The sequence below is a fragment of the Aminobacter sp. P4_D5 genome (assembly GCF_056401815.1).
On the sequence record NZ_JBFUIP010000002.1, the window covers coordinates 43,094 to 64,505 of the forward strand.

18 protein-coding genes and 1 tRNA gene are annotated in these 21,412 nt (G+C 61.0%); 9 read left to right on the top strand and 10 right to left on the bottom strand.

Translation table 11 applies throughout. The features are described 5' to 3' along the window. Nucleotides 1-157: 157 nt before the first annotated feature. Nucleotides 158-616, top strand: coding sequence for a phasin (locus AC1DWF_RS01010; protein ID WP_476787757.1), 459 nt, complete (start codon nucleotides 158-160; stop codon nucleotides 614-616). A gap of 254 nt (nucleotides 617-870) precedes the next feature. Next, a tRNA-His gene (locus AC1DWF_RS01015) sits at nucleotides 871-947 on the top strand. Between the two features lie 235 nt (nucleotides 948-1,182). Here AC1DWF_RS01015 and AC1DWF_RS01020 read toward each other — a convergent pair. The 7 genes from AC1DWF_RS01020 to AC1DWF_RS01050 all read right to left on the bottom strand — a co-directional run bounded on the left by AC1DWF_RS01020 (nucleotide 1,183) and on the right by AC1DWF_RS01050 (nucleotide 9,353). After that, nucleotides 1,183-2,847, bottom strand: a complete 1,665-nt coding sequence (locus AC1DWF_RS01020) for an arylsulfatase (RefSeq protein ID WP_476787758.1) — start codon at nucleotides 2,845-2,847, stop codon at nucleotides 1,183-1,185. 779 nt (nucleotides 2,848-3,626) lie between these two features. After that, the gene (locus AC1DWF_RS01025; protein WP_476781378.1) at nucleotides 3,627-3,938 is read right to left on the bottom strand and encodes a hypothetical protein; all 312 of its coding nucleotides are present in this window, start codon (nucleotides 3,936-3,938) and stop codon (nucleotides 3,627-3,629) included. A 164-nt stretch (nucleotides 3,939-4,102) separates the two neighbouring features. Further along, a complete protein-coding gene (locus tag AC1DWF_RS01030; RefSeq protein ID WP_476781377.1) occupies nucleotides 4,103-4,921 on the bottom strand; it encodes an ABC transporter permease in 819 nt (272 codons plus the stop codon). A 1-nt stretch (nucleotide 4,922) separates the two neighbouring features. Beyond that, entirely contained in the window at nucleotides 4,923-5,834 is a 912-nt protein-coding gene (locus tag AC1DWF_RS01035) for an ABC transporter permease subunit (RefSeq protein ID WP_476781376.1), read from the bottom strand. Between the two features lie 8 nt (nucleotides 5,835-5,842). After that, nucleotides 5,843-6,982 (bottom strand): ABC transporter ATP-binding protein, encoded by a 1,140-nt coding sequence (locus tag AC1DWF_RS01040; protein ID WP_476781375.1) that lies wholly within the window; start codon nucleotides 6,980-6,982, stop codon nucleotides 5,843-5,845. Between the two features lie 65 nt (nucleotides 6,983-7,047). Further along, a complete protein-coding gene (locus AC1DWF_RS01045; protein WP_476787759.1) occupies nucleotides 7,048-8,148 on the bottom strand; it encodes a polyamine ABC transporter substrate-binding protein in 1,101 nt (366 codons plus the stop codon). 245 nt (nucleotides 8,149-8,393) lie between these two features. Further along, entirely contained in the window at nucleotides 8,394-9,353 is a 960-nt protein-coding gene (locus tag AC1DWF_RS01050; protein WP_476781373.1) for a DMT family transporter, read from the bottom strand. A gap of 252 nt (nucleotides 9,354-9,605) precedes the next feature. On the opposite strand from AC1DWF_RS01050, the gene AC1DWF_RS01055 reads away from it, so the two are divergent. Then, nucleotides 9,606-10,154: an NADPH-dependent FMN reductase gene (locus tag AC1DWF_RS01055; RefSeq protein WP_476781372.1), complete on the top strand. Its 549-nt coding sequence runs from the start codon at nucleotides 9,606-9,608 to the stop codon at nucleotides 10,152-10,154. Continuing rightward, entirely contained in the window at nucleotides 10,151-11,386 is a 1,236-nt protein-coding gene (locus AC1DWF_RS01060) for an MFS transporter (protein WP_476787760.1), read from the top strand. Before AC1DWF_RS01055 ends, AC1DWF_RS01060 begins: the two co-directional genes overlap by 4 nt. 25 nt (nucleotides 11,387-11,411) lie before the next feature. Here AC1DWF_RS01060 and AC1DWF_RS01065 read toward each other — a convergent pair whose 3' ends face one another. Further along, the gene (locus AC1DWF_RS01065; RefSeq protein WP_476841390.1) at nucleotides 11,412-12,851 is read right to left on the bottom strand and encodes a hypothetical protein; all 1,440 of its coding nucleotides are present in this window, start codon (nucleotides 12,849-12,851) and stop codon (nucleotides 11,412-11,414) included. A gap of 228 nt (nucleotides 12,852-13,079) precedes the next feature. On the opposite strand from AC1DWF_RS01065, the gene AC1DWF_RS01070 reads away from it, so the two are divergent. Further along, nucleotides 13,080-15,131: a putative bifunctional diguanylate cyclase/phosphodiesterase gene (locus AC1DWF_RS01070; RefSeq protein WP_476781369.1), complete on the top strand. Its 2,052-nt coding sequence runs from the start codon at nucleotides 13,080-13,082 to the stop codon at nucleotides 15,129-15,131. A gap of 3 nt (nucleotides 15,132-15,134) precedes the next feature. Here the strand turns inward: AC1DWF_RS01070 and AC1DWF_RS01075 are convergent, their stop codons facing one another. Then, nucleotides 15,135-16,577 carry a helix-turn-helix domain-containing protein gene (locus tag AC1DWF_RS01075; protein ID WP_476781368.1) on the bottom strand — a complete coding sequence of 481 codons (1,443 nt, stop codon included), beginning with the start codon at nucleotides 16,575-16,577 and terminating at the stop codon, nucleotides 15,135-15,137. Between the two features lie 245 nt (nucleotides 16,578-16,822). Between AC1DWF_RS01075 and aceA the strand changes: the two genes are divergently transcribed. The 3 genes from aceA to AC1DWF_RS01090 all read left to right on the top strand — a co-directional run bounded on the left by aceA (nucleotide 16,823) and on the right by AC1DWF_RS01090 (nucleotide 19,107). Next, nucleotides 16,823-18,112, top strand: coding sequence for an isocitrate lyase (aceA, locus tag AC1DWF_RS01080; protein WP_476781367.1), 1,290 nt, complete (start codon nucleotides 16,823-16,825; stop codon nucleotides 18,110-18,112). A 62-nt stretch (nucleotides 18,113-18,174) separates the two neighbouring features. Continuing rightward, nucleotides 18,175-18,417, top strand: a complete 243-nt coding sequence (locus tag AC1DWF_RS01085; RefSeq protein ID WP_067965227.1) for an SMc00767 family acetate metabolism repressor — start codon at nucleotides 18,175-18,177, stop codon at nucleotides 18,415-18,417. 243 nt (nucleotides 18,418-18,660) lie between these two features. Next, nucleotides 18,661-19,107 carry a PleD family two-component system response regulator gene (locus AC1DWF_RS01090; protein WP_476781366.1) on the top strand — a complete coding sequence of 149 codons (447 nt, stop codon included), beginning with the start codon at nucleotides 18,661-18,663 and terminating at the stop codon, nucleotides 19,105-19,107. Between the two features lie 2 nt (nucleotides 19,108-19,109). Here the strand turns inward: AC1DWF_RS01090 and AC1DWF_RS01095 are convergent, their stop codons facing one another. After that, nucleotides 19,110-19,820, bottom strand: coding sequence for an HAD family hydrolase (locus AC1DWF_RS01095; protein ID WP_476787761.1), 711 nt, complete (start codon nucleotides 19,818-19,820; stop codon nucleotides 19,110-19,112). A 140-nt stretch (nucleotides 19,821-19,960) separates the two neighbouring features. Here AC1DWF_RS01095 and AC1DWF_RS01100 point away from each other — a divergent pair, with 140 nt between their 5' ends. Continuing rightward, nucleotides 19,961-21,394, top strand: a complete 1,434-nt coding sequence (locus AC1DWF_RS01100) for a glutamine synthetase family protein (RefSeq protein WP_476781364.1) — start codon at nucleotides 19,961-19,963, stop codon at nucleotides 21,392-21,394. Nucleotides 21,395-21,412 lie beyond the last annotated feature (18 nt).

Here is a 21,412-nt window from a genome sequence, read left to right on the forward strand (position 1 = left end):
ACCCTAGCGGCATTATTCTCGCCACGTGGTTAACCCCGCCGGACGGAAATGGTGCACTGCAACATAGATATTGCAATGCACCATAAAATGCCCTATATCCAACATGCGAATAAACGAGACGGGTGACAACACCCCGTCCAGTCCACAGGGTGAGACAATGTCCAAGACCAAGACCGCAGAATTCGCAGATACCATTGAAATGCCGAGCTTTGACGTTTCCAAGGCCTCCGACCAGTTCCGCGTCTTCGCCGAAAAGGGCGTCGAGCAGTCCAAGGAAGCTTATACCAAGCTCAAGACCGGTGCCGAAGAGGCGCAAAAGACCATCGAGACCAGCTACGAGACCGCCCGCAGCGTGACTAACGAGCTGTCGCTCAAGGCGATTGCCGCCCTCCGCACCAATGCCGAGACCGGTTTCGCGCATCTCGAAGCTCTGGCCGGCGCCAAGACGCTGTCGGAAGTCATCGAGTTGCAGACCTCTTATCTGCGCGGCCGCGTCGAGCAGACCGTCGAACAGGCCAAGGAATTCCAGGCTGTTGCCTCGAAGGCCGCCGAAGACGTTTCGAAGCCGGTCAAGACCGCTTTCGAAAAGGCACTGAAAGACCTCAAGGCCGCCTAATAGCGCCTGAACAGATACCCGGCGGGCGGTTTCCTCCTCCCTCTGCCTGTCGGGCGAAGCGGCCAGCACCTCCTCCCGCTGGTCATTACAGGAAAAGGCCGGCTCCTCCCGCCGGCCTTTTTCTATTTTTCGCGGCGCCGAAACGCCGGATATCAAGGACTTCCCACAGGCAGCGCAAATCGCCGCAGTGGAATATGCGCAAAGCTCTTGAAATGCGTTCGAAGAGTCCGTATTGACGCCGCACCAACAGGTACGCGGTTGTAGCTCAGTTGGTTAGAGCGCCGGATTGTGGATCCGGAGGTCGGTGGTTCGAGCCCACCCAACCGTACCATCATTTTTCCCAGTCAAATCAAAGCAATACGTGCGCAAGGGCGCCAGCTACCGGCAATTCCATGTTGCGACTGGCAATCCTTGGCTTTCAAGGGTTTTGACCCGACCATCAGCAGATGGACACCACATCCTTGCTGCTTGGCTTGGCTGACCGTTACAAAGACCGGAGATGTGCACGCCCCATGCTGGGCAAGCGAGGAGGGCGAACTGATTCGCCCTCCTTGCCACTGGCAACCTTATCGAGGCGCCAGCCCCTCAAGTTCGTTCAGTCTCTTCAGTGCGGCCTGCTGCTGCAGCCATCCGTAGTTGATGCCACCAGCATTCAGGGAGCTTCCCGTCTGGAACGGGAACTGATCGAAATCGGAGAAGAACTCCTTGATCTTGCCCTGGATGGGCACCAGCAACCATATGTTGCGCCCAAGGAATTCCATGGCGCCACCGCCCTCCTCGAGCCCCCGTTCATAGGGGTCCATGCGCAGGTTGGTAATCAGAGCCCAGCTCGGAATCTCGCGCGTCGCTGTGGCGATATTGCCGTGGCTGGCTATGGCGAAACTAAGCTTCCAGTCGTTCCAGCGGATCGCGTTGAGATTGCCGCCCTGATCGAAATAGTAGACGGCATCGCGCGGCGGCGCCTTGGCCTCGCCCTTGAGGAGTTCGGTAAGGTCGTAGCCGTCGAGATGGACCTTGAAAGTCTTGCTGCCGGCCTGGAAACCGGTCTTCATCTTCTCCTTGACGTCGGGAAGACCAGCTGCGGTCGCGAAGGTCGGCAGCCAGTCCATGAGCGTCACCGGTTCATTGATCTGCGTACCCGGTTTCACGACACCCGGCCAGCGCACCATCATCGGGATGCGCATGCCGCCTTCCCAAGTGGTTCCCTTCTCGCCGTGGAACGGTGTAATGGCGCCATCCGGCCACAGCGCGATTTCGACACCGTTGTCGGTCGTATAAAGCACGATCGTGTTCTCGGTGATGCCGAGGTCATCGAGTTGCTGGAGCAGCTGGCCGACATGTCCGTCATGTTCCACCATGCCATCGGCATGGATGCCTTTCCCGGTCTTGCCTAAGGAATCCGGCTTCAAATGCGTGAAGATGTGCATGCGGGTCGAGTTGAACCAGACGAAGAACGGCTTGTCGGCCTTGGCCTGTCGGTCGATGAAGTCCTTGGCGGCGGCCAGGAACTCCTCGTCGACCGTTTCCATACGCTTGGTGTTGAGCGCACCGGTATCCTCGATCTTGCCGTCAGCACTCGACTTGATGACACCGCGAGGACCGAACTTTTTTTTGAACTCCGGATCTTTCGGATAGAAATAACCTTCTGGTTCTTCCTCCGCATTGAGATGGTAGAGGTTGCCGAAGAACTCGTCGAAACCGTGATTGGTCGGCAGGTGTTCGTCGCGATCGCCAAGATGGTTCTTGCCGAACTGCCCGGTGGCGTATCCCTGTGACTTCATGACATCGGCAATCGTGGGCATCCACTCCTGGATGCCGTGCGGATCGCCCGGCATGCCGATCGTCAGGAGCCCGGTGCGGAACGGCTCCTGCCCGAGTATGAACGAAGCGCGCCCAGCCGTGCAGCTCTGCTGGCCATAGGAATCGGTGAAGTTCGCGCCCTCGGAAGCGATGCGGTCGATGTTGGGCGTGCGGTAACCCATCAGGCCCATCGTGTAGGCACTGATCTGGGGGACACCKATGTCGTCGCCAAATATGACAAGGACGTTCGGTGGCTTGCCGCCTGCGGTCGACGCCTGTTGTTGAGCCTGTACTTTGGTCGTTGAGGCTATCGAGCCCACGACACCGGCTGCCGCCAGTACCGTGCCCCCAAGAAGCACGTTGCGGCGGCTTACATTCCCTGCGGCAGTTTCATCGCTTTCGGTGGAAACATCGTTGCGAAACACGCTCATTTTCTACTCCTGCATGATTGCGACTTTCGAATGCACGTGAACAAAGCCCCCCTCTAAAGACAAGTTTCGGCAATCGAGGGTTGCTTCCCCAACGTGAAGCTTATGGCGGCATCGGCAAGAGCAAGTTTGGCCAACGCAAATAGCCCCGCCACCTCTACGGCAGCGGGGCGTGATGACGAAGTATTCCTCCAAGTCTTGAACGTTGCCCCTTACCGGCGCACACCAATGCAAAACGGCGCGTTTGGACACTTAGTTGCCAACGCCAATCGGCAAATCGATTTCCAGGGATTCTGCCGGCCACGGCCGACGATCATGCATAGGTACCGGTGCCGAGATGTCGTGAAGGTGCGGTGGGAGAGCGCCGCTCAAGCAAAGCCGTGGGCTCCCTCCCACCAGTTGCGCCAGCCCCATGCCCCGCAACAGCCCAATTTACCACCTGTGCCAGCGCAGCGCTATCGACGCACGGTTTGTTGATCGTTGATGGAGTGCGAAGGAGACGGCGAGTGGAGCCTCTCGGGCATTGGGGGCTGGGGTAGAGGCCCCACTCACGCATTTTGTTGCCGGCAAATGCGCTGGGTGAACGCACCAGACAACAAAGGCAGCTTAACACCTCGTCCGGGGTATGCGCGAATCACACGTTTGAAGGAGCCTCGATTCAGCTTCTGGTGTCGGAACCGCAACCTGCCCGCTCAGAGCAACAATGCAAAACGGCGCGCTTCGGTCGAAGCGCGCCGTTTTTGTCCCCCAAAGGACAGTTAGTCAGAACTGGCGGGGTGGTGTTACCGGCAAGGAGCCTCGTAGCTCATGGGATTGCCGTTGCGGTCGTACATCGGACGGCCGCGGCTATCCAACTGCTGGTAGCGGCATTGGCCCGGAGCCGTTCCAGCACCGATCATGGCGCCGGCGAGACCGCCGATGACCGCACCTGCAACAGTCGCACCGGTGTTGCCGCCGATGGCCTGGCCAACGAGTGCGCCACCGGCTGCGCCGACGGCACCGCCGCCCAACGCACGTTCCTGCGGGGTGTTACAGGCCGCTGCGGCCAGTGCGACGAAAGACAAAACTGCGGCCGTAGCCATAAAACGTGTCATGTACCCTACTCCTCAAGATTATCGCCACGACGCTATCATGGCGACTTTGGCTTATCCAGTGGCATACCCTTGGAAAACCTGACCTTTTGGGCGTTTCACGACCTTGCATTTCCGTTTTTGGCCGCTTGTGCCCGGCGTTGCTGACGGCAGGGCGGCGTGCCCGCTCACCCTCGTTGCGCGGCCTGCTCGTCGCGCAGGCGCTGGACCTCGCGCTGTTTGTTGACCAGCGAGGCGGCAATGACGCCTATGGCGACGATGGCGATCAGGATGGTACAGGCAGCATTGATCTCCGGCGTCACGCCAAGCCGCACCTGGCTGTAGATCTTCATCGGCAAGGTCGTTGCGCCCGGACCCGAGGTGAAGCTCGAAATCACCAGATCGTCGATGGACAGCGTAAAGGCCAGCATCCAGCCGGAGATGATGGCGGGCAAGATCACCGGCAGCGTGATCTGGAAGAAGGTTTTCACCGGCGGAGCCCCCAGATCCATCGCCGCCTCTTCGAGCGAGCGGTCGAAGGTGACCAGCCGCGACTGCACCACGACCGCAACAAAGCACATCGAAAAGGTGATGTGGGCGAGCGTGAGCGTGAAGAAACCGCGATCGAGCCCGACGGCGACGAACAGCAAAAGCAGCGACAGGCCGGTGATCACTTCCGGCATGACCAGCGGGGCAAACACCATGCCCGAAAACAGCACCCTGCCCTTGAACCGGGTGTAGCGGGTCAACGCCAAGGCAGCGAGCGTGCCGAGCACTGTCGCAAGCGTCGCCGAAATCAGACCGACACGGATGGTTACCCAAGCAGCATCCATCAGGCCCTGGTTGTGAAACAGCGAGACATACCATTTGGTCGAGAACCCGCCCCAGACAGTGACAAGCTTGGATTCGTTGAAGGAAAAGACGACCAGCAGCACGATGGGCAGATAGAGGAAGGCAAAGCCCAAAACGATAGCTGTGATGTTGAAGCGGCTCCAGCTCGAATTCATCTCAGCGCTCCTGTTCCTGAGCGCGGGCCTGCGCCTGCTGGAAAAACATGATCGGCACGACGAGCAGCAGAAGCAGGATCACAGCCACGGCCGAGGCGACCGGCCAGTCGCGATTGGCGAAGAACTCGTTCCACAGGGTCTTGCCGATCATCAGCGTCTGCGAGCCGCCAAGCAGATCGGGAATGACGAATTCGCCCACTGCCGGAATGAACACCAGCAGGCAGCCAGCGATGACGCCGGGCAGCGACAGCGGGAAGGTAATCTTCCAGAAGGCGGTGGTTGGCGGGCAGCCAAGGTCCTGCGCCGCCTCGATCAGCGAATAGTCCATCTTCTCGAGCGCCGAATAGAGCGGCAGAATCATGAATGGCAGATAGGAATAGACGATGCCAATGAAGATCGCCGTATGGGTGTTCAGGATCACCAGCGGCTGATCGATGACGCCGGTGGCGAGCAGGAACTGGTTGAGCAGGCCCTCGGGCTTGAGGATGCCGATCCAAGCGTAGACCCGGATCAGGAAGCTGGTCCAGAACGGCAGGATGACCAGCATCAGCAGCGTCGGACGGATCGTCGCCGGTGCACGTGCCATGCCGTAGGCGATCGGATAGCCGACAAGCAGCGCCAGGAACGTCGAGATCCCCGCGATGATGACGCTTGAGACATAGGCGTTGAAGTAGAGCGCGTCCTGCGTCAGCCAAAGATAGTTGTCGAAGCTGAATTCGCCGATTTGCGACATTAGGCCAGAAAAGCCGTCGGAAAGGCCAAGCACCGGCGTGTAGGGCGGCATGGCGATCGCGGTGGTCGACAGCGATATCTTAAAGACGATGAAGAAGGGAATGAGGAAGAAAAACAGCAGCCAGAGATAAGGGACGATGATGACGAGGCGGTCGGTGATGGCCGAGAGGGGGCGTTTCATCTCTCCACCTATCGCGTCAGAACGACGCCGGCGTCGTTGCGGAAGGAGATCCACGCCTTGTCGTCCCAGCTCAGCGGGTCTTCGGTGGCGCGCGTCGCGTTGAGCGAGCTCGCCTTGACCACCTGGCCGTTGCCGAGCTGAACATGGAAGATGGTCATGTCGCCGAGATAGGCGATGTCGTAGATTTCGCCTTCCATGGCATTGTCGCTGCCTTCCGGCTTCTTCGACGATACCTTGATCTTCTCGGGTCGGATGGCGAAGGCGACCTCGCTGCCCGCCGGGGCATCGCCGGCATTGGCGGTGCGGATGCTCACGCCATTGGTGCTGGCGATGGTCGCACCCATGCCGTCACGGTCGGCGACCTTGCCTTCGAACATGTTGATGTTGCCAACGAAGTCGGCGACGAAACGAGATCCCGGCGCCTCATAGACCTCGGCTGGCGTCGCCACCTGCATCACCTCACCCTTGTCTATGATGGCGATGCGGTCGGCCATGGTCATGGCCTCTTCCTGGTCGTGGGTGACGACAACGAAGGTCAGGCCGAGCGTCTGCTGCAAGTCCATCAGCTCGAACTGGGTTTCCTCGCGCAGCTTCTTGTCGAGCGCGCCGAGCGGCTCGTCGAGCAACAGCACCTTGGGCCGCTTGGCGACAGCACGGGCAAGTGCGACGCGCTGGCGCTGGCCACCCGACAGCTGATGCGGCTTGCGCTTTGCGAATTGGCCAAGCTTGACCAGCTTGAGCATGTCGGCGACGCGCGTTTCGATCTCGGCCTTGGGCATGCCGTCCTGCTTGAGGCCAAAGCCGATGTTCTGCTCGACAGTCATATGCGGGAACAGCGCGTAGGACTGGAACATCATGTTGACCGGCCGCCGATAGGGCGGAATACCGCGCAGGTCCTGGCCGTCGAGCAGGATCTGGCCGGACGTCGGCTCCTCGAAGCCGGCGAGCATGCGCAGCAGCGTCGACTTTCCGCAGCCCGAAGCGCCGAGCAGCGCGAAGAACTCGCGCTCGTAGATCGATAGCGAGAGGTTGTTGACGGCGATGAAATCACCAAAGCGCTTGGTGACGTTCTTGAATTGAATGTAGGGCTTGGCGTCAGGCTGGTTCCAGGGCGCAAATTCCCTGCGGATGTTGCCGAGCGATTTCATGTCCCTCTCCGTCCTGCCCCGGTAATAAATCCCGGCGCCCAATGGCGCCGGGACAGTCCCTACAATTATTGCCCTGTGACGATCTTGGTCCAGCTGCGGGTCACCGCGCGCTGGGTCTTGGGATCGTAAGGCGCGACGGTAAAGAGCTTCGCCAGCATCGCCTCATCGGGGAAGATCGCCGGATCGCCAACGATGTCCTTGTCGATGAACTGCTGCGACGCCTTGTTGCCGTTGGCATAGAAGATGTAGTTGGACGCCTTGGCCGCGACTTCCGGCTCCATCATGTAGTTGATGAATTCGTGCGCTTCGGCAACGTGCTTGGCGTCAGCCGGGATCGCCATCTGGTCGAACCACATCTCGGCACCTTCCTTGGGAATGACGTAGTCGACGACGACGCCCTGATCCGCTTCAGCCGCACGGTCGCGCGCCTGGAAGACGTCACCCGACCAGCCAACGGCGAGGCAGATGTCGCCATTGGCGAGCGCGTTGATGTATTCCGACGAGTGGAACTTGCGGATCGACGGCCGCACCTTGAGCAGTGCTTCCTCCGCCTTTGACAGATCGTCGAGCGCCGTCGATTGCGGCTTGAGACCGAGATACATCATCGTCGTCGGAATGATGTCAGTTGGCGAATCCAGGACATAGACGCCGCAATCGGCCAGCTTGGCGAGCTGTTCGGGCTTGAAAACGACATCCCAGCTGTCGATCTTGTCGACACCGAGTGCTTCCTTGATCTTCTTTTGGTTGTAGCCGATGCCGACCGTGCCCCACATGTAATTGACCGAGTATTCATTGCCGGGATCGTAGGCGGCGGTTCGCTCGCTGACCACGTCCCACATGTTGGCCAGATTAGGCAGCTTGGACTTGTCGAGCTTCTGGTAGACGCCCGCCTGGATCTGGCGCGCCAAGAAAGGACTGGCGGTCGGCACGACGACATCGTAGCCGCTGCCGCCGGCAAGCAGCTTGGTTTCAAGGATCTCGTTGGAATCATAGACGTCGTAGACGACCTTGATGCCGGTTTCCTTGGTGAAGTCTTCGATGATCGAGGAGTCGATGTAGTCCGACCAGTTGTAGACGTTGACGACCCGTTCCTGGGCGTTTGCGGCGGTCGCGACAATGGCAACAAGGGCTGACGCGGCGGTCAGCCAAAGCGCTCTACGGTTCATGACATTCTCCTTTCACGGACGCGCCCGTCCCGGCAGCATCCTGATCCCTATGCAAAATCGAGTGACGAAGGTAGCGCGCTCCCGCCGGCTTGCCGCGCGGCGCAAACGTTCTGGCGATTTACAGCTGCGGACACCGAAGCCCCGGCAGTGGAACCTGGCAAGATACGCCTGTGTTGTTGTTGTTACCCTCAAGTCGCAGCCTGCCCGCCGGACAGCAGCGTTGTCAATGGTAAACAATGTATTGATTAATCAGGGACAGGCATGCCCGTCACACCCGGCCTCTGGGGCCTTGCCTGGCGTCTGAACTCCAGTGTCAGATGCACCAGCAGAGCAGTGAAAATGACCGCGCCGCCGGTGATGGTGCGAACCGACGGTACCTCGCCGTGGATGAGCCAGACCCAGATCGGGCCGAGCAACGGCTCGAAGGTACCGATCAGGGCGGCAACGGCGGCCGGGACCAATCTTGCGCCAGTCGCAAAGAAGGCAAGGCCAAGACCGAGATTGATCACGCCGAACGCAAACAGGAAACCCATGTCGCGTGGCGACACGGCAAACGTTGAAGCTTGCAAGGCGGCAAAGGCTGCAGCAATCATGGTGCCAAGGCAGGTGGCGGGTGTCATGCGCACATGGGCGAAGCGCCGGGTGATGACTGTAGCGATGGAAAACGCCACGGCGATCAGCAAAGCAAGCCCGTCGCCGACCGGCGAGACCTGGCCGCTGAACGATTCGGAGACCATGATGGCGACGCCTGAGATGACCGCGAAAATCGCCACCCAGGTGGCGACAGCCACGCGCTCACGAAACAGCACCCAGGCAAACAACGCCGCCAAAAGCGGCACGCCGGCCTGCATCAGAAGGATGTTGGCGACGGTCGTGTAGGAAAGAGCGACGACAAACGAGGTCGAGGCGGTGGCGAAGCATATCCCCACCAACAGGCCTGGCAGGCCCATGTCGCGGAAAAGTTTCAGCGTTCCGCGCAGGCCGTCGCGCCAGACCATGAAGGCCAGCAGGAAGGCCGCGGCCCAGACCGAGCGCCAGAATACCACCGTCCAGCTGTCGGGTTCCTCGATAAAGCGAGCAATGGCCCCGCCCAGGCTCCACATCAGTGCCGACATGAACACCAGGAATACGCCGAGACGCTCCTCGCGCCGCGAGACGTGCGGTGTAGCGCCTGTTGGCGACGGCGGAGCGGCGAGATCTGTCATGGCGCTAATCTCGACGACTTGCGAGCGGCACGATGCGCTCTAAACGACTGGGGCTTGTGCGTTCGCGTAACGTAAGGCTGCCTTTGTGACGAGGTCCAGCGCTCCGATCCCGTTGTGGCACGAGCAAAGCTGCACTGCCGAGCCGAAACGCCAGACGCCGTTTTCAAAGTTTCAAATTAGCGCTTGACCTCAATATTAGATGAGGTTTTACAGACGGGGCTCCTGCAAAAATGAAACGGAGCCACCCCAAAAATGCCTCAGAAAATCAAGCTCGCCTTGATCTATGGCAGCGCCCGCGAAGGCCGCTTCTGCGACACCGTCGTCGATTGGGCCGCAACCGAGATTCGCGGCCACCAGCAGTTCTCCATCGACCTGATCGACCCGCGCGAGCTTGCCAACAATCGTGCCGATATCGCGCGCCGCCTGGGCGCGGCCGACGCGTTCATCGTGGTGACGCCCGAATACAATCACGGCTACACCGCCGACCTCAAAGCACTGATCGACGCCCACAGCGTGGAGTGGCAGGCCAAGCCGCTGGCTTTCGTGTCGTATGGTGGCATCTCCGGCGGGCTGCGGGCCATCGAACAATTGCGCCTGGTCTTCGCCGAGCTTCATGTCGTGGCGATCCGCGACACTGTGAGCTTTGCCTTCGCCTCGAGGAGGTTCGACACCTCAGGCGCGCTGCTAGAACCGCGAGACGCACGCAAGGCGATGTCGGTTCTGCTCGCGCGCCTGCAATGGTGGGCGATCAATCTTCGTGATGCCCGTACCAACACGCCCTTTATCGAGGTGGCGGCATGACCATGGCGCAACAGGTTCAGGTCGTGCGGGCAAATCCCTTTCCCGACAGCCATGCCGGCCGCAATGCCACGCTGCTGCTCATCAGCACGCTGACCATCATGTCAGGCGCGACCATATCGCCGTCGCTGCCGGCCATCGAAAGCCACTTCGCTGGCAGCGGCCATGTCCAAATCCTGACCAGGCTGGTGCTGACGCTGCCCGCATTGTTCATAGTCATTTGCGCGCCCTTCGCCGGCGGGCTTGCCGACCGCTTCGGGCGCAAGCCGTTGCTGATCTCGGGCGCTCTGCTTTACGGGCTCAGCGGCATGTCGGGACTGCTTACCGACAGTCTGGCTGGGCTTCTTGTCGGACGCGCTTTGCTCGGCGTCGCGGTCGCTGGCGTCATGACGACCGCGACTGCACTTGTCGGCGATTACTTCTCCGGGCCGGAACGCGACCGTTTCATGGGTTACCAGTCAGCTTTTGTCGGCATTGGCGGACTGATCTTTTTGACCGGCGGCGGCATGCTGGCCGAATTGCACTGGCGCGCGCCCTTTGCCGTCTATGGCCTGTCACTGTTACTAATCCCGGCCGTTCTGGCTTTCATCAATGAGCCTGCGCGCAACAATCCATCCGCTGTGGATGCGTCCACGCAGACAGCAAGCCGCACAGTCTGGCTTGCGGTCATTGCCGTCTACATCGCGGCCGTTCTCAACAGTGTCGCCTACTACCTGCTTCCAACGCAGCTGCCGTTCTATCTCAATGCCATGGGCATGGGCTCGCCAACCGTGGCAGGGCTGGCGATCGGCCTGGGCAACATGATCGGGGCAGCTGTAGCATTGTTTTATGCCACCTTGCGCGCCAGGCTTGGGGTGATCGGCGTATTCGGCCTGGCCTTTGGCCTGACGGCCATCGGCTATGGTCTTCTAGGTTTGACCGATACGCTGGCGACGGTGCTGGCGGCCGCATGCGTGGTCGGGCTGGGGCTTGGGATGATCATGCCCAACATTGCCGCGGCGGCGATGGCAGCCGCAGCGCCCGCAATGCGCGGCCGCGTTGCCGGCGGCATGACGGCGAGTATCTTTGCCGGCCACTTCATCTCGCCCTTCGTCAGCCAGCCGATGATCGCGGCGTTCGGTTTTGCCAACACCTTCCTCTACACCGGGCTCGTCGTAGGCAGCATCGCGATCCTCATCGGCGCAACGACGATCTTGCGTGCACGCAGCTACCAAGCCAACGGAACGGCATTCTAAACCGCCAAAGGTTTGTTTTGACCCTCTATTTGTCTTGTTTCGCCAACCTCAGCACTTCTGACATCACAGCATCATCGCCAGCGGCATAGCTGGCGAAGGTCTGTGCGATTGGAACAGTAGGCAACAAGGAGCCCGCCGCCGTGCCGTAGAAATAGTTCAGGAAAAAACACGTCCCGATCTGTGACAGACGGCAGCCATTTTCCCAATCGTGGTAGGCTGTGGTGTATCGGAAAGCGATCTTGGAGTAGGGCAAGATCGTTGTACCGCCCTCTCCCCAGGATTGGGCTGCGTCCCCCATCTCCTCGCCGATCAGCACGGCACGCTGGCCCGAGTAATATTTCAGCCGCGACGCGATGCTGATTGCCGCCGAGAACGTGTTGCCGCTGGTCAGAATGAATATCTGCCCATTCGGCACCACCTCAGGCAGCAGTCGCGAAAAATCGGTTGCGAGCAGATAATTGCCRCCCGGACTGAACCGCAGATCCACGACAGCATGCTTGACCTCGCGTTTGCCGGCCTCAGCAAGCAGTTCTGCGAGATAGTCGGAGATCGGGGCCTGCTCTTGGTCGCGGAACCGGTTGAGCTGCAMGTAGAGGATATCGTCCGCTTCCAGATAGCTGTGCCAGGAATTCTGATCGGGGCGCGAGAGATAGCCAGGCGTTTCAACACCATCCAGGACATGGACCCATGCGGCGTCACTCTCATTCGCCACGACCGGACTTAGATCCCGCTTTGGCCACACGGTTCTCGGCAAAGGCTCACCTTTGGCTGGCAATGCAGCAAGCGTGCGCTCGATCTCGGAGCCATCAGCCTTGCGAACGCGAAACTCGCTTTCGGTCGGCTTGCCCGCCAATTTGGCGGCGTGGAGCAATTCAGGCGAAATCATGAAATTCGGCGAAAGCTCGCGTGCGTATTTGTCGGTGCCACCGACATATGGGCGCAACGCTTTGACCAGTTCATCGGGCGACTGGCCATTCACCGCCAGGATTTGCGCACCCACAAGATCGCGATGCTCGCTGGTGGCGCGGACAACGAAAAGACCGTCTGCAAACCAGCCGAGACGCAGCGGAACGGCATTGAAGCCTTGTCCGCCGGCAAGGCCCAGGACATTGGTGTGACCGTTTTGGGCAAGGGCGACCGCCTTCGCTGCTCCCATCGCCAGTGCGGGCCGGTCGAGTTCGGAGGCTCGGGTAGTGAGTTCGTCAAGCGCTTGGCCAAAGGCTTCGCTGGTTTGAGCCGTAAAGCTTCGTTCGATCATCTGCATATTGCGAAGATGGGCCAAATCCTGCGTGTTCTTGTCAGCCAAAGAATCCCCGGTCGATATATCCAATGACGGATAGGATTTGAAAACCGGATACAGGATGAAGCTGAGCGGCAACACAACGACAATCAGCAACGCCACAACCGCGAGCGCACCGCGCTTCAGCCACCGCTTCCTCTTATGCCCGACATCAGAACTACCCATAGCCACCTCTCCAGATACTGTGCCATCGCCCGATCTGGAACAGCACATGGGTGGGGAAGCCACGCCATTCAATTACCTGGCACATCAACCCCGCGCCCTACCCCAGCGTGAAGAAACGGATCGGCAATGTTTGGCCTCGATAAGGGCAGTCGAATTCTTTGAATCCGCGCACCACGCCTGTCGAAAACGATCCCAATTCGTCGGGCCGAGGCACGCAAGGAACCGCACATGATGACCGTACTCAACTGCCTCGTCACCGAACATGATTACCGCTTCGTCGCCGCGGCATTGGTCATCTGCGCCGTCGGCTGCGTGGTATCGATGCGATTGTTTTCGCGTGCCCGCAATGTCAGGCGCGCCAAGCATGCGGCTTTCGTCTTCATGGCCGGCGTCGCCGGCGGCATGACGATCTGGACAACACATTTCCTGGCGATGCTGGGCTTCACCCCCAGTGTCGAACATGGTTTCGAGCCGAACTTCACCGTGCTTTCGCTGGCCTTTGCGATCGCCACGTCGATGGCTGGCTTCCTGATCGCCGCCAGTCTAGAGCGTGGCTGGATGATCGAGATGGGCGGCATCATCATCGGCGCCGGCATTGCGCTGATGCATTTTACCGGCATGCGCGGCTTCGTTGTGGCCGGCACGGTTTCTTACGATCCGGCCCTCGTTGCCTTTTCTATCTTTGCTGGTGCCGTTCTCGGAATGCTGGCGACCAACCGCATGGCACGGGGAACCTCGCGCCGCAGCCAGTATATCGGCATCACCGCCCTTATCCTGGCGATCGGCATGATGCATTTCACCGCGATGGGCGCGGTGCAGATCACGCCCGACCCGCGCGTCGCGGTCCCTGGCCAACTCATGTCCGACAGCGTGCTTGCGATCCTGGTCATTGCAGTCACCGTGCTCGTGGTGGTGCTCGGCGCCGTCACGCACCTTGCCGAAGAACAGGGCCAGCAGGACGCCGTCGCGCACTACAGGCATCTGGCCATGCACGACCCGCTGACCGGCCTGCCCAATCGTGCCGCCATTCGCGACGAACTGCCGATGCGGCTGAATCAGGCCGGCGGCACGTCGCTGGCATTCATCGCCATCGATCTCAACCGCTTCAAGGAAATCAACGACGTCTACGGTCATGCGGCGGGCGATGCGGTGTTGAGCCAGACGACAGCACGCATGCGTTCGGCACTGATCGACGGCGAGTTCTTTGCCCGCATCGGCGGCGACGAATTCATCGCGGTGAAACCGTTCACCCGCGAGAACGAGGTCGAGGAGTTTGCCGCGCGCATCAGCGATGCCTTTTCGCGGCCCAATGAACTTGGCAAAGCGCGCTTTTCGACCAGCGCCAGCATCGGCATCGCTGTCTACCCCAGGGATGGCGACAGCATCGACGAGCTGACGATGCGCGCCGACCTTGCCATGTACCGTTCGAAAAAAGTGCCTGACGGTAGCTGGTGCTGGTTCGACGCGGATGCCGACGAAGACGGCCGCAGGCGCGGACAGATCGCGATCGGCCTGCGCAGCGCTGTCGCCGACGGTTCGCTACGCCTGGTGTTCCAGCCGCAGATTGCGATGAAGAAACGCGAATTGCTGGGCTTCGAAGCCCTGCTGCGCTGGACCAGCAGCGCGCTCGGCGAGGTCGCGCCCTCCGATTTCATCCCGGTGGCCGAGCAGACCGGCATCATTGTTGAGATCGGCGACTGGGTGATGGTGCAGGCTTGCCAGGAGGCAACCCTGTGGCCGGCACCACTGGGCGTGGCCGTCAATGTCTCGCCGATCCAGTTGATGCGCCCCAATTTCGCCGAGCGTCTCAAGGAGATTTTGGCCGAGACCGGCTTGGCCCCCACCCGCCTCGAAATCGAGATCACCGAAACAGCGCTGATCGAAAATCCCGGGCAGGCGCTCCATATCCTGCGCCAGATCAAGGCCCTGGGCGTTCGGATCGCCATGGACGATTTCGGCACCGGCTACTCGTCGCTGTCGACGCTGTTTTCCTTCCCTTTCGACAAGATCAAGGTCGATCGCAGCTTCCTCAACGCGCTTGGCCGGCAGGCGCAGGCAACCAGCGTCATCGAGACAGTCATCGAGCTTGGTCACAAGCTGTCGATCCCGGTGCTGGCCGAAGGCGTCGAGACCGATTTCCAGGCAGCGTTCCTCAAGGATCGGCGCTGCGACGAGGCGCAAGGCTTCTTGTATGGGCGGCCGCTCGATTCCGGCACCGCGCGTCTCCTGGCCCACACCGGCCTGGGCACGGATGAGACTGCATCCAGACTGATCGCCTGATGTCTACTGGAAGTCAAAAGCCGAGAGCCCCGTCACCATCTCGTCGAGACCAAGAGGGCGGGTGATCGGCGGTTCGGCGCGCGACAGGCATCCGGAACGCTCGCAAAGCCGGCAGGCCGGGCCAATCGGCGTCGCGGCGACCGCGCCTGGCTTGGCGCCGACGGCAGGTGCGGGCAAAGCTGCGCCATAGACGATCTCGTCGCGGAAGGCGATGTCGCAGCCAAGCAGGATCGCGGTGCGCCGTGGCCGCTCGCTGAAGGCGCCTTGCGGACCCTCCAGCGTTCGCGCAACGCACAGAAACTCGGCGCCATCGGGCATCTCGACCGCCTCGACAAAAATTTGGCCGGGCTGGGTGAAGGCGGCATGCACCGGCAGTTTGGGGCACCCTCCGCCGAAGCGGCTTTGCGGGAAGCCCTGCGCGCCCGCCTTGCGGAAGCGATTGCCGGCATTGTCGACCTCGAGCATGAAGAACGGCACCGAAGACGCGCCGGAGCGCTGGAGCATTGTCAGCCGGTTGGCGGCCTGCTCGAACGACACGCCGAAGCGCGAGCGCAGCACGTCGACATCGTAGCGCGCGCGCTGAGCGGCTGCGAAGAACGCCTGATAGGGCATCATCAGCGCATGTGCGGCGTAGCGGCCGAGCTCGAAACGGGCGAGCCGACGCGCCTCGTCCGACGTCAGCTTCAGCGCCTGGATCTCGGCGGCGACGGCCACCTGCATGCGGATGAGGCTCGCCTCCATCGCCACTTCGCGCAGCTGGTCGAAGGGTGACAGCCGCTCGGACAGGAAAAGACGCTGCGAATGGCGGTCGTAGCGTCGGCGCCAGTTGGGCATGGTGGCGACCGGCAGCACCTTGACGACGATGCCGTGCTCGCGCCTGAGCCAGGCCTTCAGCGCGCCAAACAGATCATCGCCTGGGTCGAGCAACGTCGTGAAGGCCTCCGCCTCCTCTTCCAGCGAGGTAAAATGATTGGGCCGGCGCTCGAAGACCTCATGTACCTCATCGATCGGCAGGCGCGCGCCTGACAGTGCCGTCGTGTGCCCTTCACGCGCTAGCAGTTCGGTGAGATCGGACAGACGCTCGGCCTGCTCGCGATAGGCGCGAAACAGCTTGATCACCGCCGCCGCCGCATTCGGCGCTGCCTCGGCAATCTCGACCAGCTCCTGATCGCCCGGCAGTTCGCCGGCCAAAAGCGGATCGGCGAAGACCTCACGAAGCGAAGCGATCGAACCGCGCGCCTCGCCCTGAAGCTCCTCCGGCTCGACCTTGTAAACCGAGGCGAGCTTGAGGATCAGCTGGACCGTCAGCGGCCGCTGGTTGCGTTCGATGAGGTTGAGATACGACGGCGAAATGCCAAGCCCCTCGGCCATCGCCGTCTGGGTCAGGCCCTTTTGGTTGCGGATGCGTCGGATGCGCGGTCCGGCGAAGATTTTCTGCTCGGCCATCGGCTTTTACACCATTTTTACAACGAAAGTAGGGGTTTTGCCCTACCCGATCTTTTACATTTTTTACAAATTTACAGCGGGCCTTTGTCAAACGCAACACAGGTTTTCTCTTATCTCACGGCCAAATTGTTGAATTTTCTGGCTGCTTCGGCGCTGCGATGTCAAACAAGTCACATAGAAATCGCCGCAAGAAGCCAAGACGCGGCGACCGCCTCAAGCCCCAAAGTGACCAGACGGAGTCGACAATGACTGATTTTTACAACCTCGTCCCTTCAGCCCCGGAAGGCCGTTTCGATGGCATCGAGCGCCCCTATTCGCCGGAGGATGTGAAGCGGCTGCGCGGCTCGGTCCAGATCAAGCAGAGCCTCGCCGAGATGGGCGCCAACCGCCTGTGGAAGCTCATCCATGAGGAAGATTTCGTCAACGCGCTGGGCGCCATGTCCGGCAACCAGGCGATGCAGCAGGTCCGCGCCGGTCTCAAGGCGATCTACCTCTCGGGCTGGCAGGTCGCCGCCGACGCCAACACCGCGTCCGCCATGTATCCCGACCAGTCGCTCTACCCGGCCAATGCGGCCCCTGAGCTGGTCAAGCGCATCAACCGCACGCTGCAGCGCGCCGACCAGATCGAGGTGTCCGAAGGCAAGGGCCTGTCGGTCGACACCTGGTTCGCCCCGATCGTGGCTGACGCGGAAGCCGGTTTTGGTGGCCCGCTCAATGCCTTCGAGATCATGAAGGCGTTCATCGAGGCGGGTGCCGCTGGCGTCCACTTCGAGGATCAGCTGGCTTCGGAAAAGAAGTGCGGCCATCTCGGCGGCAAGGTTCTGATCCCCACTGCGGCGCACATCCGCAACCTGAACGCGGCGCGTCTCGCCGCCGACGTGATGGGCACGTCTACGCTGATCGTTGCCCGCACCGACGCGGAAGCCGCCAAGCTTCTGACCTCCGACATCGACGAGCGCGACCAGCCCTTCGTCGATTATGACGCCGGTCGGACCGTGGAAGGCTTCTACCAGGTGCGCAATGGCATCGAGCCCTGCATTGCCCGCGCCATCGCCTACGCTCCGTTCTGCGACCTGATCTGGATGGAAACCGGCAAGCCCGATCTCGCCCAGGCAAAGAAGTTCGCCGAAGCCGTGCACAAGGCGCATCCGGGCAAGAAGCTGGCCTACAACTGCTCGCCGTCGTTCAACTGGAAGAAGAACCTCGACGACGCGACGATCGCCAAGTTCCAGCGCGAGCTGGGCGCGATGGGCTACAAATTCCAGTTCATCACGCTGGCTGGCTTCCACCAGCTCAACTTCGGCATGTTCGAGCTGGCCCGCGGCTACAAGGATCGCCAGATGGCTGCCTACTCGGAGCTGCAGGAAGCGGAGTTCGCCGCCGAAGTGAACGGCTACACCGCGACCAAGCACCAGCGCGAGGTCGGCACCGGCTACTTCGATGCCGTCTCCATGGCGATCACCGGCGGCAAGTCGTCGACGACCGCGATGCATGAATCGACCGAACACGAACAGTTCCGCCCGGCCGCCGAATAGGCCCGGCGACAAACGACAGAAACGCCCCACAAGGGCAAGGCAACACCCCGAGGAGAACCACAATGGCACCGCGCACCCGCGTCAAGGAACGAGCCGAAGAACAGGCCACGACCATGAGTGCTGACCAGCAGGCCGTGATCCGCATCGTCGCCAACGACCTGCACCGACTCAACCAGTCGGTCATGAAGGCAGTCGAGGCCGGCGTGTCGGTGGAACTGGTCCGCTCGGCTCGCCACCACGGCGGCGATGGCAACTGGGGCGACCTGCTGATCCCTGTCATCGTGACCCAGCAGCCGCACGGCTAGCAGTCAAAGCATTCCTGCCCCTGCCCCCCGGACCCCGTTCGCAGCCCCGGCTGCGGGCGGGGTTTGTCTTTAGCGGCACTATGCATTGGACTTTGATTAGCGAGAAGAAATGCTATCGTCTAAGACTAAAGTCGCACGTCATTTTGAGTGTATTACTTGACACTTCTCGCAGTTGACGCGAACGTAAGGTACCGAACGCAACCACGCATTGAACAGACGCCCCTCAGCTGTCGGCTAAGCCAAATGAAACGCAATGACCTCAATTCGGGCCAAGGCCCGGATACGAATGCGCGCACTCCTGACCGCCTTGTCGCCGATCTTTCAAAGGTGCTCATCGTTGGCCGCTCGCAGATCAACCGTGTCGTCGTCGCCAAGATCGTCGAGCGCTCTGGCCTCAAGACGATCTCGGAATCACCCGATACCGCCTTGGCCATGCTGCGCAAGATGGCGCCGGGCACGATCATTCTGGACGGTGGCAGCGACAACGCAGATTGCGATGCGCTGATGCCTTCGATCTTGTCGCTGAGGCTCGCCTCAGGCGCGAACCTGCCCTCGGTGATCCTGCTGTCCAACCGTCAGGGAACACCTGAGAGCCTTTCGCTGTCGAGCGCAGTCGACATCGTGGTGGCCAAGCCGATCACGCCGGAGCGGCTGCAGCCTGTCGTCGAAAAACTCGTCGGACGAGCCTGAATTCAGTCCAAGGCCTTCAACAGGTCGGAAAGCTCACCGAGATGCGGCAGCTTGCGGAAGCGCTTGGCTTCCGTCGGCTCATCGACATGTTCGTAGGCCCAGGTCAGGTCGTGGGGAATGTAGACACCCCAGCTGCCGGCCTCGATCGCCGGAACGACGTCTGACTTCAGCGAATTGCCGATCATCATGCTGCGGGCCGCACCGTCGCCATGGCGAGCGAAGATGCGTTCGTAGGTCGGCCGTGACTTGTCGCTGACAATCTCGACGGCATCGAAGAAATCGCCAAGCCCCGATTGGGCCAGCTTGCGCTCCTGGTCGAACAGGTCGCCCTTGGTGATCAGGACCAGGCGGTAGCGCCCGGCGAGTGCTTCAAGCGTGTCGTGGACATGGGGCAGCGTCTCGATCGGGTGGCTCAGCATCTCGCGGCCGGCGGCCAGGATCTTTTCGATCACCGAGGCCGGCACTTGGCCCTCAGTCACCTCGATCGCGGTTTCGATCATCGACAAGGTGAAGCCCTTGATGCCGAAGCCGTAGGTACCGAGGTTGCGCTTCTCCGCGTCGAGCAGCCGGGCCATCAGGTGCTCCTGCTCGCCATGTTCGGCAAGCAGTTCGGCGAAGTGCTTCTCCGTCATGCGGAAGAATTGTTCATTCTGCCACAGCGTGTCGTCGGCATCGAATCCGATGGTGGATAGTTGGGTCGATTTGGAGGTCATGGCGATCATCTAGGTCAGAAATCGGCTCAAAACCAGCGGCTTGGCCGTAACAGTTTGCTGGAATCGCCTGCCAGCCCCCCTTTTCTTCCTTCACGCGGCACGGCTATACTCGGGAATCTGCAACCACAACCTGGTGATTGATGCCGCCTGCAAAGAAGGAAGTCCGTCCGACCACTCGGGGGGCTCGCGCCCGCACGCCCGCTTTTGTGAAAAACACACGTGGTGTTCGCAATTGGAAAGAAGCCTCCGAATGGCTGGAATGGCGGGGCATCGAAGACATAGAGTGCATCACGCCCGACCAGGCGGGCGTCGCTCGCGGCAAGATGATGCCGTCGTCCAAATTCACCTCCAACACCTCGCTGGCGCTGCCTTCGGCGGTGTTCATGATGACGATTTCGGGCGGTTATCCAGAAGACGGCAACGGTTTTGCCTATCCGGAAGATGACGGCGACCTGAAGCTGGTGCCCGATCTTTCGACGCTGAGCGTCGTGCCATGGGAAGACGATCCAACCGCGCAAGTGATCTGCGACCTCGCCCACCAGGACGGGCGCCAGGTCGAGTTTACGCCGCGCAATGTGCTCAAGCGCGTGGTCGCCGCTTATGACAAGCTTGGGCTGAAGCCGGTCGTTGCGCCTGAAATCGAATTCTACCTCGTTCGCAAGAATCCCGATCCCGACTATCCGCTGACACCGCCCGTCGGCCGCTCCGGCCGCCCGATCGGCGGAGGTGCTGGCTATTCCATCGCCGGCGTCAACGAATTCGACGAATTGATCGACGACATCTACCATTTCTCCGAGGCTCAGGGCCTGGAGATCGACACGCTGATCCACGAAGAAGGTGCCGGCCAGCTCGAGATCAATTTGCGCCATGGCGATCCGATTGAACTCGCCGACCAGGTGTTCCTGTTCAAGCGCACCATTCGCGAGGCGGCGCTGAAGCACGACATCTACGCCACCTTCATGGCCAAGCCGATCCAGGGACAGCCAGGTTCGGCGATGCACATCCACCAGTCGATCATCGACAAGAAGACCGGAAAAAACATCTTTTCCGCCGAAGACGGTTCGGAAACCGATGCCTTCTTCCACTTCATCGGCGGCATGCAGAAGCATGTGCCGAACGCCTTGGTGATGTTTGCGCCTTACGTGAACTCATATCGCCGGCTGACCCAGGCGGCCTCCGCCCCGGTCAATAACAAGTGGGGCTACGACAACCGCACCACCGCCTTCCGCGTGCCTCGCTCCGATCCCGGCGGCCGCCGTGTCGAAAACCGCATCCCATCGTCGGATGCCAACCCGTATCTGGCGTTGGCGGCCTCGCTTGCCTGTGGGCTGATCGGCCTCACCAGCAAGCTGCAGGCTGAGGCGCCGGTGCTGACCACGGCCAACGAGGACGAGATCGACCTGCCGCGCGGCCTGCTCGAAGCGGTCGACCTGTTTGAGGGCGACGAAGAGCTGACGTCGCTTTTGGGGCAGTCGTTTGCGACCACCTATGCGGCGATCAAACGGGCCGAGTTCGAGACCTTCATGGAGGTCATCAGCCCCTGGGAGCGGGAGTATCTGCTGCTGAATGTGTGAAGGGTAAGGCAGTAGGGG

Coding starts and splice junctions, on each gene's coding strand:
- AC1DWF_RS01010 (WP_476787757.1), top strand. CDS start 158: ATGTCCAAGACCAAGACCGCAGAATTCGCAGATACCATTGAAATGCCG.
- AC1DWF_RS01025 (WP_476781378.1), bottom strand. CDS start 3,938: ATGACACGTTTTATGGCTACGGCCGCAGTTTTGTCTTTCGTCGCACTG.
- AC1DWF_RS01030 (WP_476781377.1), bottom strand. CDS start 4,921: ATGAATTCGAGCTGGAGCCGCTTCAACATCACAGCTATCGTTTTGGGC.
- AC1DWF_RS01035 (WP_476781376.1), bottom strand. CDS start 5,834: ATGAAACGCCCCCTCTCGGCCATCACCGACCGCCTCGTCATCATCGTC.
- AC1DWF_RS01040 (WP_476781375.1), bottom strand. CDS start 6,982: ATGAAATCGCTCGGCAACATCCGCAGGGAATTTGCGCCCTGGAACCAG.
- AC1DWF_RS01045 (WP_476787759.1), bottom strand. CDS start 8,148: ATGAACCGTAGAGCGCTTTGGCTGACCGCCGCGTCAGCCCTTGTTGCC.
- AC1DWF_RS01050 (WP_476781373.1), bottom strand. CDS start 9,353: ATGACAGATCTCGCCGCTCCGCCGTCGCCAACAGGCGCTACACCGCAC.
- AC1DWF_RS01055 (WP_476781372.1), top strand. CDS start 9,606: ATGCCTCAGAAAATCAAGCTCGCCTTGATCTATGGCAGCGCCCGCGAA.
- AC1DWF_RS01060 (WP_476787760.1), top strand. CDS start 10,151: ATGACCATGGCGCAACAGGTTCAGGTCGTGCGGGCAAATCCCTTTCCC.
- AC1DWF_RS01070 (WP_476781369.1), top strand. CDS start 13,080: ATGATGACCGTACTCAACTGCCTCGTCACCGAACATGATTACCGCTTC.
- AC1DWF_RS01075 (WP_476781368.1), bottom strand. CDS start 16,577: ATGGCCGAGCAGAAAATCTTCGCCGGACCGCGCATCCGACGCATCCGC.
- aceA (WP_476781367.1), top strand. CDS start 16,823: ATGACTGATTTTTACAACCTCGTCCCTTCAGCCCCGGAAGGCCGTTTC.
- AC1DWF_RS01085 (WP_067965227.1), top strand. CDS start 18,175: ATGGCACCGCGCACCCGCGTCAAGGAACGAGCCGAAGAACAGGCCACG.
- AC1DWF_RS01090 (WP_476781366.1), top strand. CDS start 18,661: ATGAAACGCAATGACCTCAATTCGGGCCAAGGCCCGGATACGAATGCG.
- AC1DWF_RS01095 (WP_476787761.1), bottom strand. CDS start 19,820: ATGACCTCCAAATCGACCCAACTATCCACCATCGGATTCGATGCCGAC.
- AC1DWF_RS01100 (WP_476781364.1), top strand. CDS start 19,961: ATGCCGCCTGCAAAGAAGGAAGTCCGTCCGACCACTCGGGGGGCTCGC.